This window comes from Mesobacillus boroniphilus JCM 21738 (genome assembly GCF_000517385.1).
Classification (GTDB): Bacteria; Bacillota; Bacilli; order Bacillales; family Cytobacillaceae; genus Mesobacillus; species Mesobacillus boroniphilus.
This window is the reverse complement of sequence record NZ_BAUW01000051.1, coordinates 1-13,618: the sequence shown is the minus strand read 5'-3', so window position 1 is coordinate 13,618 and position 13,618 is coordinate 1. Positions and strand designations below refer to the sequence as shown.

Genomic DNA, 13,618 nt, shown 5'->3' with positions numbered 1-13,618 from the left:
TATAAGCAGTATTATCGAGTTGGTCGAATTATTGGAAAATGTGGTCGAAATAATTCAAAATGTGGTCGAATTATTCTGAAATGTGGTCGAATAATTTGAAGAAGTGGTCGAATTATTTTTATTTTCGCCAATATACTAAAGAAATGATGCTGATAGGCTGATAAAGTGGTCCATATATTAGTGAAACTTATCCAGCGGACAAAATCCATGCAGAACCTATTTCTGCATGGATTTTTCTCTATTATTTTACCTTTGCATCGCTATACTTGAATGTCATGAACACAAATAGCAGAAAGCTTAGCAGCAAAGTGGATCCACCGACGATATAAAACACCATTGTGAATGTTTCTGGCAGCGGGAATGGCTTCACGTTATAAAGCCACATACCCAAGGTCAAGCCGAAGCTTCCAATGATTGCTGTCCAGACATGGAATAATGCTAGTTTTGAAGTTGTCGGCACCGCGTAGGAACGGTAGTAACTGGAGAATGCAAATAGACTCAGCCAGCCGACAACCAATATATGCGCATGGACCGGGCGGATTGCATAGTCTCCGGCACCTGCCATATGCGAGCCCATGAACGCGCCAACGAAAGCGTAAATCGCGGATAGCCGCAACAAGACAACATCGAATTTCATGTAAAAAAATCCTCCTATACCCCTTTTGTATACCGCTCTATTTTACCCTACGCTGCTGCCAGGATGCCAGTTTGATAGGCTAGCAATTTTAGACAGAAAGGAAGACTTATCAATATCTAGTTAAGTCGAATGTCTTAAGTTTCTTTTTTCCTATAAAATCGTTACAATATAAAAGAAGATTCAGAAAAGGGGCGAAATAAATGAGTGATTTCCAAACGAATTTAGAAAAATATGCAGACCTTGCTGTCAAGGTTGGCGTTAACATCCAGAAGGACCAGACGCTTGTCATCAATACCATGCTTGATTCAGCTGAGTTTGTCCGTCTTGTGGTGAAAAAGGCATACGAAGCAGGCGCTAAAAACGTCGTTGTAAACTGGAATGATGACACTGTTAACAGAACAAAATATGATCTTGCACCTGATGAGGCTTTCAACGAGTATCCGGAATGGCGCGCGCGCGAAGTGGAAGAGCTTGCGGAAAATGGAGCGGCATTCATGTCAATCGTTTCTTCAAGTCCTGACCTTTTGAAAGGTGTGAAGTCTGAGCGTATTGCAAGCTTCCAGAAAGCTGCCGGAACGGCTCTTTCTAAATATCGCAAATACATACAATCCGATAAAGTAAGCTGGACAGTCATTGCGGTTCCTTCTGAAGGATGGGCAAAAATGGTGTTCCCTGAGGAGACTGCTGAAACAGCTGTTCAGAAGCTTTGGGATGCAATCTTCAAGGCAGTCCGCGTGGATACTGAAAATCCGGTCGCAGCTTGGAAAGACCATGACGCTTCCCTTCATGAAAAAGTTGATTACCTGAACAGCAAGCGTTACAAGAAGCTTCATTATAAAGCACCAGGCACAGACCTGACAGTTGAGCTTCCTGAAAAGCATATCTGGGTTGGTGCTGGCAGCGTGAACGAGCAAGGCAACGAGTTCATGGCAAACATGCCGACTGAAGAGGTCTTCTCTGTACCGTTGAAAACTGGCGTGAACGGCTATGTATCAAGCACGAAGCCGCTTAGCTACGGCGGAAACATCATCGACAACTTCAAGCTTACTTTTGAAAATGGAAAAATCGTAGGTGTCGAAGCTGAGGAAGGCGAAGAAATCCTCAAGCAGCTTGTGGCTACGGACGAAGGCTCACACTATCTTGGTGAAGTTGCCCTTGTACCTTTCAACTCGCCAATTTCACAATCAAACGTACTGTTTTTCAACACATTGTTTGATGAAAACGCGTCAAATCACTTCGCAATCGGCAGTGCTTATGCATTCTGCGTTGAAGGCGGCAAGAGAATGTCTTCAGAAGAACTAGCTGAAAACGGACTGAACGAAAGCATCACGCACGTCGACTTCATGATCGGCTCCGATAAAATGGACATCGACGGCATCACCGCTGATGGAAATGCTGAGCCAGTGTTCCGAAATGGAGACTGGGCGTTGTAAGATTGGATATATTTAAGCTAACGGCCGGACATTTTGTTCGGCTGTTTTTTTAACTTCTCGCCAGTTCGCGATCCCTTCTGCCGTTGAGGCAATATAACTGTCTTCCTTTTACCCTTTTTCCTCTCCTTCTGCCATTTGGGGGAATGCAACGGCTTTCCTTTTTCCCTTTTTCCTTTCCTTCTGCCGTTTGGGGTAATGCAACGGCGACACTCTCCTTATTTTTGAAAAATGATTTTCTGCACATCCATGAAGAATGTCTTTATTATAGGCATTCCTTGTTTTTCAGCTTATGTACCCCAAAGCACTGTGCTATAATAAAGTTACCAAGAAATTATTACATAAAACATAGATATATTGTTAACCTATTCGTTTATCTGGGGGCGACGTCTTGATCCAATTACAAATTATTGTGACTGGTGAGGTTCAGGGTGTGGGGTATCGGTATTATACTCAAATGAAAGCAATTCAGTTTGGTGTTACGGGCTGGGTAAAGAATCTTCAGGAAGGCGGCGTGGAAATTCTTGCTTCTGGTTCTAGAGCTGACCTTGAAAAGTTCATTGATGAGGTACGCAGGGGCAATCCTTTCTCCACTGTTGACCATATTGAAGTGAACGAAACAGAGAAAACCGAAACCTATAAGTCATTTGCAATAAAATATTAAACAGGCAGAGGAATCATCCTCTGCCTTTGTTGTGTAAAAATTAAAAGTCTATGATCGATCCATCAGGCTCTTTTAAAATGGCCTCCCTCAACTTCTTGAGCTGGTCTTCTTCGCTTGGGTTCAACCCGAGAAGTGACAGAAGTCCGAGAGAATCAAGCATCCCCTCTGTCCATTCTTCAAGCTGTTTTGTCAATGTTGCGTCTGTCGGGCACAATTCATCAAGCATTTTATTTTCTGCGAGCGCTTTGTCGATCAATTCGAGCGCCAGCTCCTTTGTAATCCATCCGCCATTCACTGCCTCCAGCTTTTCGCACGCAGTTTTAGCTGTTTCATCCACTGTTTTCTTGACGGGCTCGACTACAGGTTCTGTCACTTTTTTTGCCGTGTCCGTCGTTCCCTTGACGACATCCTTTACAGGCTCAGTTACTTTGCCGACAGCCTCTTCCACAGGAGTCGCCACCTTATCGACCTTACCCTCTATCGGGCCAGTTACTTTTCCTATTGTACCTTTAAGTGGATCTGTCACCTTCCCTACCGTATCTTTTAGCGGGTCTGTCACTTTGCCAATAGTATCTTCTAGTGGATTTGTTAGCTTGTCAATCGTGTCTTTCAGCGGGTCTGTCACTTTCCCCACAGTATCATCGAGAGGATCGGTGACTTTTCCAATTGTTCCATCAAGCGGGTCGGTTACTTCGTCTAGGAGGTCATCGACTGGCTGTGTCACTGCCCCTACTGTATCCTCCACTACCTCAGAATCTTCCTCAGAAGCGCCTTCACATGTTAAAGGCAATTGTCCGGATGTGATTTTCTTGATTTCCTTATTCATCTGTTCAAATGGCATCGATCCGAGATCCTGCAAAATTTTCAAGGTACCCGGTTTCTGGACTCCGCCATGGCCATTTACTGTCTGCAGCTTAAGCTGGTCGAGGCTGCTGTTGGCTGCTTTCATATAATGGGCGACCATCGTCACTCCTTCGAGTGCGGCATTCGGGATTACCTTAGCAGCATGGACGCAGGCTCCTTTGAATGAAATGGCACTGGCATCGACCTGCATTCCTTTTATAGTAACCGGACCGCTTGCTTTCATCGTGATGCTTACAGTCCCTCCAGGAGTCGCGAACTGCTTTATCAGTTTCATGCCATAAATCTGTGCGGAATCGTACGTAATCCGCAGCATCGGCTTGGCATTTGAGCCGGATGTCTCGCCGGCCACAACCATTGCTTTCATATTTTCTCCTACTACTCTATCAGCCTGGATAATGAAACCCTCTGCGTCAGTGACGGCTGCATCTGCTTTTCCGATAAAAGGGAATAATGATAATGCAGCAAGCTGAATACTCATCACTATTAAAAATAATCGATGTTTTACTAGCTTCATATTGTCTCCCCTTTAACCAGTTTTGGCAGATTGCGCCGGCACGTCAGAACTTGGTGTTCCCGCTGTTTCTTCCGCAGGCACCATCCGCCAGGCTGTCAGCAAAGCCCCGCCGATGATTCCGAATACCGTTCCGAACAGAAAGCCGCCCAGAGCGCCGATGACGGATAGGATCGACAAGAAAATCACGATAATGCCCAATGCTTTGGAGGCACTTGGCAAAAAGAAGGACATCAGTCCCATCAGCGTGATCAGCCCGCCAAACAGCAAGCCGATGACGGCAACTGATCCTGGGAGAAAGGTGCTGAGATACAGGTTCAATGGCACCCATAATATCATCAGGCCGCTTAAGACTGTTAAAATCGCTCCAAAAAAAGGCCTTGTATGCCTCCATTTTTTAAAAACCATTACATATCACCTCGATTATTTCTTATCGATTTTTTCCACTGTCAGTTTCATGCCGGCCATATTAATGGTTTCCTGGAATAAGTAATGTGTCTTCAGCTTGGCATCCTCAAGGATGATGGTGCTTGATGTCTGCTGGAATTGCTTTGTCCAGTCCGTGCTGTTGTTTTCTGCAAGCGCAAGGTTTTGGAACTTGGCGTTCGCCTCAATCAAGCCAGCATCATGCTGAAGTCCGGAAATTTGTACAGGTTTTGAAGCCTGAATTTTCACCCGAATCCATTCCCCGCCTACCTGAAAATCCTTGTATAATTGCAGGTTGTCGATCGTTAGTTTTTCAATGATATTCGTTCCTTGTGGCGTTGCATCTGAACTGCTCGTTTCACCAAGTTTTGGATAGAACTTATAGCCCTCACCTTCAAGCTTGTCAAACTCTACATAAAAATCACCTACACCGGCAATCGGTACTGCATATGCGACACCCGATAAACCGAATGACACCAGCAGGACCCCAAGCGCAAGAAGTCCTGCTGCCAGGGCACCCCAGAAAACCTTCTTATTCGTCTTGCTTTCCATTACGACAGCTCCGTTCAAGGAAGCCACCTCCACTTAAATATTTTTAAAATTCAAAATTAATTCTTACTTATAACATATCCCCGATAAATCAAGCCTACAACTCCGAAAAAAATCGTTAATAACGTGTTAACCCCGTTAAATGACGGGGTATAAAGTAGTGACGGACAAAAATCTGAATTTTTAAACGAATGTTATTTTACCAGAATTTGAGAGTGAGGTTGCCTGATGGAACATAAGATTGAGGATTTGGCCATGAAAGGTTTATTTCTTTTAAAAGAATGCGAGAAACCGTTTCTTAAAGAATGGTCCCATCTAAAGAAGGACATGAAAGCCTGGCAAAACGAGCTTGTATCTGAGTTTGAAAGCATGATTGTCTATGGCTTCAATAACCTTTCACAGAACACTTTTGAATCTTCAAATGATTTTATCCATTTATTAGTCCTTAGATGGCAAAAGCGCCATCCCGAATTTGTCGATGATTTTGACTCCATCTTTCTGATCAGTGCAGTTGAAAACTTATTTCATAAAGTTTTAAAAAGAGAAAATGCTGGATTCCTTGAGCATCAAGCGGTCCAGGTTTTTTTACAAAAATTCTCGACAAGGTCCTGCACACGCAGCAGCTGGAATACCAGGATGACAAATGGCTGAAGATGATGTTGAGTCTGCGTGCAGTTCCGAGCAAATGGCTGGCGGTCATCCGCAATGAAAAATCACAATGCAAGGTTAACAAAGTTGTATGTGCTGATGAACTGGTGGCGAATGAACAGCTGGTCACCATGTGTGAAGGACTTCAAGCGGAACATGCTTCAGACCTGGCGATGGCGCTTTCCAGATTGTTGTCACCAGGTCAGGATCACCCTCAAATTATTTCGATTCCCTGCCTGACTGAAACGCTGTTAATCTGTGTGAAGGAGAAAGCGGAGACCGTGACAGAGGAACAAAAAGAGACGCTTCGAAAAATGTATCTGAAACAGATGAAGCTCAATCACCTGGAAAGCGAGCTTGAATGGAAGGATGCCACCCTTCTGTTCCAGCAGCGGCTGATCCATTCTCAAAGTGCATCGGAAGCGGTTAAAATGATCACCCAGGGTTTGGTCGATTATCTGCCATTCTCACGCTGCGCCCTTTTCATTTATTCCCCGGGGGAGCACAGCGGTGTCGGCGTCCATGCCCATAACGTCAATACAGGATCTGTGCAGCATATCAAGGAAAGCATTGCCGGATTTCCGCTGCTGACAAAATACCTAAAGCATTTCAGCCATTCAAAACCGATTTTTATCGAAGATGCAGCTGAAATACTGCCTGGAAAATACGTCCACGATTACAGCCTGAAATCATTGGTCGTCCTGCCAATTTACGTGCCTGCCGAAAACAAACTGATTGGTCTCGCACTGCTTGACCGTGGAGAAAATACATCATTTACCGTCAACAATCAAACTCTCACCGCCCTTATCAAGTTCGGACAATATGGCGGTGAATTGCTGAATCAGTATTATGAGGATGCCGTCCAGCTTTTCGGCGTCCAGCGCGCCGTCCTGACCATCCGTGAACGTGAGGTGCTAAAGCTGATTGCCGAAGGTGCTTCCATCAATGAAGCGGCCGAAGCCCTTCACCTCAGCTCCTACACCGTACGTGATTATATTTCAGCAATCATCCAGAAACTTGATGCCAAAAACCGGATTGATGCGGCCGTAAAAGCGCTAAAGATGAGATTGATTCAGTAAAACAAAAACACACTGGGTCTGCCACCATTCAGGGGAGCAGGCCCTATTGCTTTTTGCCTTACAATCTCGCAGAATATAAGAGATATTATATTTTGGGGGTATCTTAAATGTGGAATGAGTTCAAAAAATTCGCCTTTAAGGGGAATGTTCTGGATCTGGCTGTCGGAGTCATCATCGGGCTGCGTTCGGGAAAATCGTTTCTTCACTTGTCGATGACATTATCATGCCGCTTGTCGGGCTCGCTACTTTCGGCAAAGATTTTTCTGACCTTACATACAAAGTGGTTGCATACGGTTCGTTTCTCCAAGCCGTCGTAAACTTTTTCATCACCGCCTTTGCGATTTTCTTCTTTGTGAAAATCATCAACCGCTACAGGAGAAAGGAAGAAGCAAAGCCTGCAGCACCGACACCTGATGTTAAAGAAGAGCTTTTAAAAGAAATCCGCGATCTTCTGAAGGAACAAAAACAAATCTAATTTTCCTATTATTGGATACAATACCAACTTTTTATTAAGTTTAGTGAGTTTTCGGTGATTTAACCCCGGGTATATATATAGTGCAAGGCCAATACTAGTAAGGAAGGGACTGGTTGAGTTGAAAGACTTTACGGCGACTTCGGAATACGTCATTGGCTATGCAAGCGGAGGAAGATTCGCGCTGCTGTCTCAAGGCACGCTGGTCTTAAATCGGTACATTTAAGATCGATTTACCCCAGAGCGCAAATTGAATAGCAACAATTGAATACTCCTCCCATCGTCCGTATGTCGGACTCAAAAAAGGTGCAGGCCAAGTGGCCCGCACCTTTTTTGATTAAAGCTCTTTTCGCCTAATTATTAAATTGCAAGCTAAGGAAAAATTCTGCTTTAGGAATTTTTCCTTTTTCAACCTCTCTACTGAATGTTCTTCTCCAGGTTTACTAGATTCCGGCTTCAGGGTATTGAATAACGATCTGTTAAAAGGAGGTTTTTATATGGAAAAAGATCATATGATTCATAAAGATGGCGAAGTCGATACTAGCAAGGTGGATGAAACCCTCGAACGAATGGATACACAGCAGGCGGATGAGATCCTTGGAGATTTTAATGGGTTCCGAACTTATTTAAACAAACGCATCAAGCTTGGCAAGACTGCTGGTCTGAATGAAGAACAACTTGCGAAAACGGCTGAAAAGGTTGCCGATTATCTTGCCGAGAACGTGACACCTCGCAATAAAGAAGAACAGCTGCTGCAGGAGTTATGGAAGGTTGGCACGAAAGAGGAACAGCATGCTCTTGCCCACATGTTGGTGAAATTGGCTGAATAAGAAAATCGCCCACTCTCTGGGCGATTTTTTCTTTTCATAGCTGGGTAGCTGTTTCGCAATGAGCGTCATCCAAAGAACCTGTTCTTCTTTTTCACTCTCAAGATGTCTCCCATCCAGCCCTTGACCTTCAAATAATAATAGAGCCCAGCTGTTGAAGCGAATATCAACACACCCGCAAATACATAGCCAAATTTCCATTCCAGCTCCGGCATGACTTTGAAATTCATTCCCCATACCGCGCCCCAGGCCGTCACCGGGGTAAACAGGATGGTCATGACCGTCAGCGTCTTCATGATTTCATTTCCTCTATGGGTCGAGACGACTTCTTCCAGATTGATCATCGTATCGATTGCCTGCTGGTATTCGCTCAGCAACATCCTTATACGCTCTACACGGGTTTCAACCCGGTGAAATTCGGCCTGATCCTGGATGCCTTTCCCGTATGCCTCTACTGCGATGAACCTTAATTCCACAATCGGGATAACCAGGTTTTTCCACACCAGGAGTTCATGTCGATTTTCATAGATTTTCTCCAAAATCTGAAGGTTATTCTGTTCCTTCATCTCCCATAACAGATCATGGAGCCGTTCTTCATAGGCATCAATCTTTTGCAAATAGCTCGATAAAACTTTACCCAGAAGAATGAAAAAGCCTTCAACTGCATTATCAGCTTGATTCATTTGTTTGTGTACTCCAACTGGACTTACATCAAGAATCGAAAAATCAAAATCAACAGTTATAAAGAAGTCCTTGCCTATATAAAAATGAAAGATGTTCTTCTCGCCCTTTTCTTCAATATCTTGCTTATAAATTAAAGATCCCCAGATGTATTCCTCGCCTCTTGTCTCAGTATTGAGATCGAGAAGATTGGCCTCACGTTCTTGTATGTTCTCAAGCCATTCTCCAATGGACAGATCCGTTGAAACCAACTCTCTGACCTTCTCTTCGTCATCTCTCTCGTATTCATACCACATCCACTTGTGATCATTAAATGTATGTTTCAATGGTCTCAGACCTTTCATATGTTTATCAACTAACTACTAATCTTCCCTATATCAGCCAGCTTGAAACGACTCGTTGCAATACTTGGCAGACCTTCCATTTTAAAAATGTTTCTGAAATTTATAGAGCGGGTAAAAAGGAGTATAGACAAAAACAGATTAACCATTATAGGAGGGATTAATATGCAAGCAAAAGCTAAAAATGCCGTCATGCTGGGTGTTGGAGCCGCAGCATTATGGATGGCGATGAAACCGGAAAATAAAACGAAACTTACCGAGATGGCAACACAGGTAAAAGAAAAACTCATGCCAACGAAGACTAGTGTTGTTCCTGTACAAAAAGCCGGAAATCCTGACCCGATGGACGTTGAAGATAACAAGATGGTCAGCGAAGGCGCAATGTACGGAGTGAACTACTACAACGAGAATCTTCAAGAACAACGATAAAAATATCCGGGGAATCACATCCCCGGTCTATTTTTGTTTAATTCACACCTCGTCGATCAATACTAGATAGTGCGAGGGGGGATGGAGGTCATTGGGTATTCTTTTCATATTTATTTATCTGTTCATTGTGTTTACTGTGATTGAGATTAACACTTCTATATTTGTGGCGACCGGCCTTGACCGGAAAATTGCCCGATTCCAGGTTATATCCATGTTAACCGGAACTGGTTTTACCACAGGAGAATCTGAATTGATCATTGACCATCCTGTCAGAAGAAGATTGGGGGCATTTTTGATTCTGTTTGGAGCATTCTCGCTTGCTGTGATCATTTCGGCAATCAGCAATCTGCTGACGGATAATTTTTACACGATGGAAATTGCCTATATCGCAGGCGGACTTTTAGTGCTTTTATTTGTGTTGAGAGCACCACTCATACAAAGAATGATGGGCCAAAAGATGAAAAGCGAATTGAAGGAGAATTACGAGTTGGCAGACTTGCCAATCAGTGATGTCCTTTTGATGGACGAGGAGGATGAGGTCAGGGAAATATCTTTAAATGAAGATTCCCGATTCGCAGATAAGACTTTTGATCAAATAGTGGACAAAGAGGATGATGTTATGCTCCTTTTTATCAATAGAGGCGCAATCAATATCCGCAACAAAGCATATGAGACCAGATTGGAGCCTGGCGACAAACTAGTTTTATACGGCAATAACACAAGGATAGAAGAAATATTTGAAAATGCCTGACACGATGGTTATATCAACCATTACGAGTCAGGCATTTTTTATTTTTTCGAAGTTCAGCTATCCCTTCCTTGCAAACTCCGTATTGCAGCCAGGAACAGTTTTTGCATAATTCATCAAGGTCATCAGGTTCAACCTTTTCTGCAGTCCAATTTACCAAATCCGATTTTAAATAACGTTCTCCGGGCACGAGACCTAAATGGCGAATGACTTTCCCGTCCATCGACAAAACATGCTCATTGGAATCCTCTCTTGCCTCACATATCTCAAGGCCCCTATGCGGACAAGACATGCAGGCGTCATCGAATGCTGCAACCACCTTTATGTAAAAATCCTGCTCATGATCCCGTATATCTTTTACGATGCTTTCCATCTTCTTCACAAACTCCGGGCTGTACCCCATTCCCCTGAAACCATGCACACAGAGAAGATGGTGCCCGCGCAATACTTTTTCCACTTCATCACTCCTGAAAAAATCCATCTGTATAAATAATTCTGCGAAAATCTTTGTTTTCCTTTTAATATCTGGAATCTTTGATTACGCTCTTAGCCATCCAGGTAATGCCGATTTTTTTGCAAATCGTCAGGTAATGCAGCAGCAGAATGACCATACTGCCAGTATTCATGCCGACGATTACTCCTTCCATCCCCCATTCCGGCTTTGAGCCGACCAGGTAAATCAGAGAAAAGGTAACAATCGTTGCATAGACAGAGTGGATAAAGGCATCCTTCACCAAGCCGAGCCCGATTAAAAAAGCCTGCATCGGGATAGTGAAATAGTGGAACAGGAAGTATGGCGCCAGCAGCTGCAAAAATACTGCTGCCTGCTTAGAATGAAAGAAGGTATTGGTCAGAGGCTCTGCAAGAAAGTAAAAAGCAGTTACAGCCGGCAATCCATAAAGCAATGTCAGCAGCATCACCTGCTGCAGCAATTTTTGCAGCTTGAAGAACTCTTTTTCCGCATAGGCCTTCGACACGGTTGGAATCAGGATGATCAGGAACGAATGAGCAATGAATGCCGGGAAGAATCCAATCGTCATCGCGATTCCCGCCATCATTCCGAATTGTTCAGTTGCCATTTCGGATGATAAGCCGGCACTGACAATTGCAAATTTGATCAGAAATGGCTGGACAGCATGCGTCAGCGAATGAAAAATTCTCAGGCCGGTCGTCGGCACGGAAACCTCCACAAGGCTCTTTCTCACCTCTCGCCCGCCTACATGCTTACCTGGAACACTTTTAATCCTCTGATAAGACATAATGAAATAGTGTAATAGATAAAGGAAGACGACGAGTTCGCTGCCCGCCAGTGTGCAAAAGGCAACAAGAAGAGCCGTTTCGCTTCCAAATTCAAAAAACTGAAAAAGTGCTGAGAGCAGAAGGAGCTGGACAGCCCTTCTCAGAAAATGGGAAATCGCGATTTTTCCCATATCCTGTTTTCCCATGAAAAATCCCCTGGCGATTGCGGAAATCGTCATTACCGGTATCAGTGAAAGCACGACCCATTTTAGCAGGGGGTGATAATCCTTGAACACAGGAATGATCGGAAGCACAATAGCAGCCGCAATAAGTAAAACTGCAGTAAAAACCACCGCCAGCCTGATTGCATGTTTGATCATGCTCCGGTGGTAAGACTCATCTTTCTGCAATCATCTTTGAAATCGACACCGGCAGCTCAAAGCTCGCGAGCATCATGATCAGGAAAATCGTCGGCAATATCGTCATGTAATGCCCCATCCCGCTTTCCCCAAGCTCCCTTGCGAGAATCATATTGACAAGGAACTCAACCACTTCTGCAAGAAAAGTAGCAACCACGAGGATAGACATCCCTTTTAAAAAAGTATTCATAGCTTCTCTCCCAATCCCGTCTCATTTACTCCTATAAACATATGAGACAAGTCCGGACAATATGAAAAGGTAAATATGGGGTAAAATTAGTACGTCTTTCATCAACGGGAGGTTTTTATAGCGAAATTTTCGTTTTTATAGCGAGTTTTTCGTTTTTATAGCGGGATTTTTTTTTTATAGGTAACCGATTTTGACATTGCTTCCGATTCGGACTTCACCATGGTCAGGTGCAAATTCACCCTGGACGAACTTCAGCAGCGTTGTTTTACCCGAACCATTTTCGCCGACAATCGCCGCACGGTCCTGATAGTGGAGCTGGAGATTGACCTTAGAGAAAAGTTCTCTATCTCCAAATGATTTCTGGACATCTTTGAAGACGAGCACGTCCTTCCCGCTCCGCGCCCCAGAGTCCAGCTCGAAATTCATTTTCTTCCTGTTTAAAATCGGCCGGTCCAGCTTCTCCATCTTGGCCAGCGCTCTCTCCATGTTCGTTGCCCTTTTATGGAGCGCCGAACTTGGCGGGTTTGATCTATTCGCCCAGTCACGCAGTCGCTTGATTGCCTCTTTCATTTTCTTGATTTTCCGTTGCTGTTCTTCAAATGCCTGGAATTCCCGCAGCAATTTCGCTTCTTTTTCCTTGATGAACCCCGAGTAATTGGCATGATAAAGATCAATCTCGCCATCTTCAAGGTCGAGGATTTTCGTTGCTGTTTCGTCAAGGAAATAACGGTCATGCGAGATGATCACAACGGTACCATCGTATTCTTTTAAAAACTCTGCCAGCCACTCGGCAGCCATAATATCAAGGTGGTTCGTCGGCTCATCAAGAAGCAGCAAATCTGGATTTCGGAGCAAACTCAATCCCAGTCCTACCTTCGTTTTCTCACCGCCGCTAAGCTTGTTAAAATTCGAATCCAGCAAGCCCACAATCTTCAGACCGTTGGCAATGGTGTCAATATTTGCTTCCATTTCATAACCGCCTCCGAGGGTAAACTTCTCCTGGAGAACACCATATTTCGCCAGCAGCCTTTCAAGCCTAAGCGAATCCTCACCGGCTTCTGCCATCTCGGTTTCAAGTTGCTTCATTTCCTCCTGAAGAGCCAGCAGCTCGTCAAAAGCCGTTTCCAGGACTCCCCTGGCGGTCTTCCTCTCCTCATAAACAGGAATCTTGGCAAGGTAGCCGATTTTCAAGCCTTTTTTCCAATGTATCTTTCCTTGGTCAGCCTCTTCCATGCCAGCAATCAGCTTCATCAAAGTTGTCTTGCCGCAACCGTTTGGTCCAACCAGGCCAACCCTGTCTTTCTCGTTTATTTCAAAAGACAAATCTTCAAATATCAGATTGCCTCCGTACATTTTGCTTATATGATTAATACTGCATGCTATCATTATTTTTTCCTCCTATTAACGATCCCCCTTTTCACTAACGCCGCCCGGTTTGTTTTTAAACAGAACAAAAAGCGCAAG

14 protein-coding genes and 2 pseudogenes are annotated in these 13,618 nt (G+C 44.1%); 8 read left to right on the top strand and 8 right to left on the bottom strand.

The window, feature by feature from the left end; translation table 11 throughout:
• Positions 1 to 241: 241 nt before the first annotated feature.
• A complete protein-coding gene (locus tag JCM21738_RS13880; RefSeq protein ID WP_023625752.1) occupies positions 242 to 637 on the bottom strand; it encodes a hypothetical protein in 396 nt (131 codons plus the stop codon).
• Positions 638 to 837: 200 nt separating this feature from the next.
• On the opposite strand from JCM21738_RS13880, the gene JCM21738_RS13875 reads away from it, so the two are divergent.
• On the top strand, positions 838 to 2,070 hold the full coding sequence (locus JCM21738_RS13875; protein WP_023625753.1) for an aminopeptidase: 1,233 nt from the start codon (positions 838 to 840) through the stop codon (positions 2,068 to 2,070).
• A 388-nt stretch (positions 2,071 to 2,458) separates the two neighbouring features.
• Positions 2,459 to 2,731 carry an acylphosphatase gene (locus tag JCM21738_RS13870; RefSeq protein ID WP_023625755.1) on the top strand — a complete coding sequence of 91 codons (273 nt, stop codon included), beginning with the start codon at positions 2,459 to 2,461 and terminating at the stop codon, positions 2,729 to 2,731.
• A gap of 40 nt (positions 2,732 to 2,771) precedes the next feature.
• Here JCM21738_RS13870 and JCM21738_RS13865 read toward each other — a convergent pair whose 3' ends face one another.
• From JCM21738_RS13865 to JCM21738_RS13855, 3 genes are read right to left on the bottom strand one after another with little or no spacing between them, the layout of a single operon-like run.
• Positions 2,772 to 4,109 (bottom strand): hypothetical protein, encoded by a 1,338-nt coding sequence (locus JCM21738_RS13865; RefSeq protein ID WP_023625756.1) that lies wholly within the window; start codon positions 4,107 to 4,109, stop codon positions 2,772 to 2,774.
• A 12-nt stretch (positions 4,110 to 4,121) separates the two neighbouring features.
• Positions 4,122 to 4,514, bottom strand: coding sequence for a DUF6114 domain-containing protein (locus JCM21738_RS13860; protein WP_023625757.1), 393 nt, complete (start codon positions 4,512 to 4,514; stop codon positions 4,122 to 4,124).
• Positions 4,515 to 4,529: 15 nt separating this feature from the next.
• Entirely contained in the window at positions 4,530 to 5,102 is a 573-nt protein-coding gene (locus JCM21738_RS13855; protein WP_023625758.1) for a DUF6230 family protein, read from the bottom strand.
• A 207-nt stretch (positions 5,103 to 5,309) separates the two neighbouring features.
• On the opposite strand from JCM21738_RS13855, the gene JCM21738_RS13850 reads away from it, so the two are divergent.
• The 4 genes and pseudogenes from JCM21738_RS13850 to JCM21738_RS13835 all read left to right on the top strand — a co-directional run bounded on the left by JCM21738_RS13850 (position 5,310) and on the right by JCM21738_RS13835 (position 8,110).
• Positions 5,310 to 5,732 carry a hypothetical protein gene (locus JCM21738_RS13850; RefSeq protein WP_035209521.1) on the top strand — a complete coding sequence of 141 codons (423 nt, stop codon included), beginning with the start codon at positions 5,310 to 5,312 and terminating at the stop codon, positions 5,730 to 5,732.
• A 2-nt stretch (positions 5,733 to 5,734) separates the two neighbouring features.
• Positions 5,735 to 6,808, top strand: coding sequence for a response regulator transcription factor (locus JCM21738_RS13845; protein ID WP_052019722.1), 1,074 nt, complete (start codon positions 5,735 to 5,737; stop codon positions 6,806 to 6,808).
• Between the two features lie 107 nt (positions 6,809 to 6,915).
• Positions 6,916 to 7,283 (top strand): annotated as a pseudogene (gene mscL, locus JCM21738_RS13840) (large-conductance mechanosensitive channel protein MscL).
• A gap of 494 nt (positions 7,284 to 7,777) precedes the next feature.
• Positions 7,778 to 8,110, top strand: a complete 333-nt coding sequence (locus JCM21738_RS13835; protein ID WP_023625761.1) for a DUF3243 domain-containing protein — start codon at positions 7,778 to 7,780, stop codon at positions 8,108 to 8,110.
• A gap of 65 nt (positions 8,111 to 8,175) precedes the next feature.
• Here JCM21738_RS13835 and JCM21738_RS13830 read toward each other — a convergent pair whose 3' ends face one another.
• Positions 8,176 to 9,114, bottom strand: coding sequence for a magnesium transporter CorA family protein (locus JCM21738_RS13830; protein WP_031308047.1), 939 nt, complete (start codon positions 9,112 to 9,114; stop codon positions 8,176 to 8,178).
• 180 nt (positions 9,115 to 9,294) lie between these two features.
• On the opposite strand from JCM21738_RS13830, the gene JCM21738_RS13825 reads away from it, so the two are divergent.
• The gene (locus JCM21738_RS13825; protein ID WP_023625763.1) at positions 9,295 to 9,558 is read left to right on the top strand and encodes a YbyB family protein; all 264 of its coding nucleotides are present in this window, start codon (positions 9,295 to 9,297) and stop codon (positions 9,556 to 9,558) included.
• 91 nt (positions 9,559 to 9,649) lie between these two features.
• Positions 9,650 to 10,309: a TrkA C-terminal domain-containing protein gene (locus tag JCM21738_RS13820; protein ID WP_023625764.1), complete on the top strand. Its 660-nt coding sequence runs from the start codon at positions 9,650 to 9,652 to the stop codon at positions 10,307 to 10,309.
• 13 nt (positions 10,310 to 10,322) lie between these two features.
• On the opposite strand, the gene JCM21738_RS13815 is transcribed toward JCM21738_RS13820, so the two are convergent.
• The 3 genes and pseudogenes from JCM21738_RS13815 to JCM21738_RS13805 all read right to left on the bottom strand — a co-directional run bounded on the left by JCM21738_RS13815 (position 10,323) and on the right by JCM21738_RS13805 (position 13,540).
• Positions 10,323 to 10,709: a DUF1284 domain-containing protein gene (locus JCM21738_RS13815; protein ID WP_439646002.1), complete on the bottom strand. Its 387-nt coding sequence runs from the start codon at positions 10,707 to 10,709 to the stop codon at positions 10,323 to 10,325.
• A 115-nt stretch (positions 10,710 to 10,824) separates the two neighbouring features.
• Positions 10,825 to 12,154 (bottom strand): annotated as a pseudogene (locus JCM21738_RS13810) (polysaccharide biosynthesis protein).
• Positions 12,155 to 12,328: 174 nt separating this feature from the next.
• On the bottom strand, positions 12,329 to 13,540 hold the full coding sequence (locus JCM21738_RS13805; protein ID WP_023625767.1) for an ABC-F family ATP-binding cassette domain-containing protein: 1,212 nt from the start codon (positions 13,538 to 13,540) through the stop codon (positions 12,329 to 12,331).
• Between the last annotated feature and the right edge of the window lie 78 nt (positions 13,541 to 13,618).

Coding starts and splice junctions, on each gene's coding strand:
- JCM21738_RS13860 (WP_023625757.1), bottom strand. CDS start 4,514: ATGGTTTTTAAAAAATGGAGGCATACAAGGCCTTTTTTTGGAGCGATT.
- JCM21738_RS13865 (WP_023625756.1), bottom strand. CDS start 4,109: ATGAAGCTAGTAAAACATCGATTATTTTTAATAGTGATGAGTATTCAG.
- JCM21738_RS13880 (WP_023625752.1), bottom strand. CDS start 637: ATGAAATTCGATGTTGTCTTGTTGCGGCTATCCGCGATTTACGCTTTC.
- JCM21738_RS13815 (WP_439646002.1), bottom strand. CDS start 10,709: ATGGGGTACAGCCCGGAGTTTGTGAAGAAGATGGAAAGCATCGTAAAA.
- JCM21738_RS13825 (WP_023625763.1), top strand. CDS start 9,295: ATGCAAGCAAAAGCTAAAAATGCCGTCATGCTGGGTGTTGGAGCCGCA.
- JCM21738_RS13835 (WP_023625761.1), top strand. CDS start 7,778: ATGGAAAAAGATCATATGATTCATAAAGATGGCGAAGTCGATACTAGC.
- JCM21738_RS13845 (WP_052019722.1), top strand. CDS start 5,735: ATGATGTTGAGTCTGCGTGCAGTTCCGAGCAAATGGCTGGCGGTCATC.
- JCM21738_RS13805 (WP_023625767.1), bottom strand. CDS start 13,540: ATGATAGCATGCAGTATTAATCATATAAGCAAAATGTACGGAGGCAAT.
- JCM21738_RS13875 (WP_023625753.1), top strand. CDS start 838: ATGAGTGATTTCCAAACGAATTTAGAAAAATATGCAGACCTTGCTGTC.
- JCM21738_RS13850 (WP_035209521.1), top strand. CDS start 5,310: ATGGAACATAAGATTGAGGATTTGGCCATGAAAGGTTTATTTCTTTTA.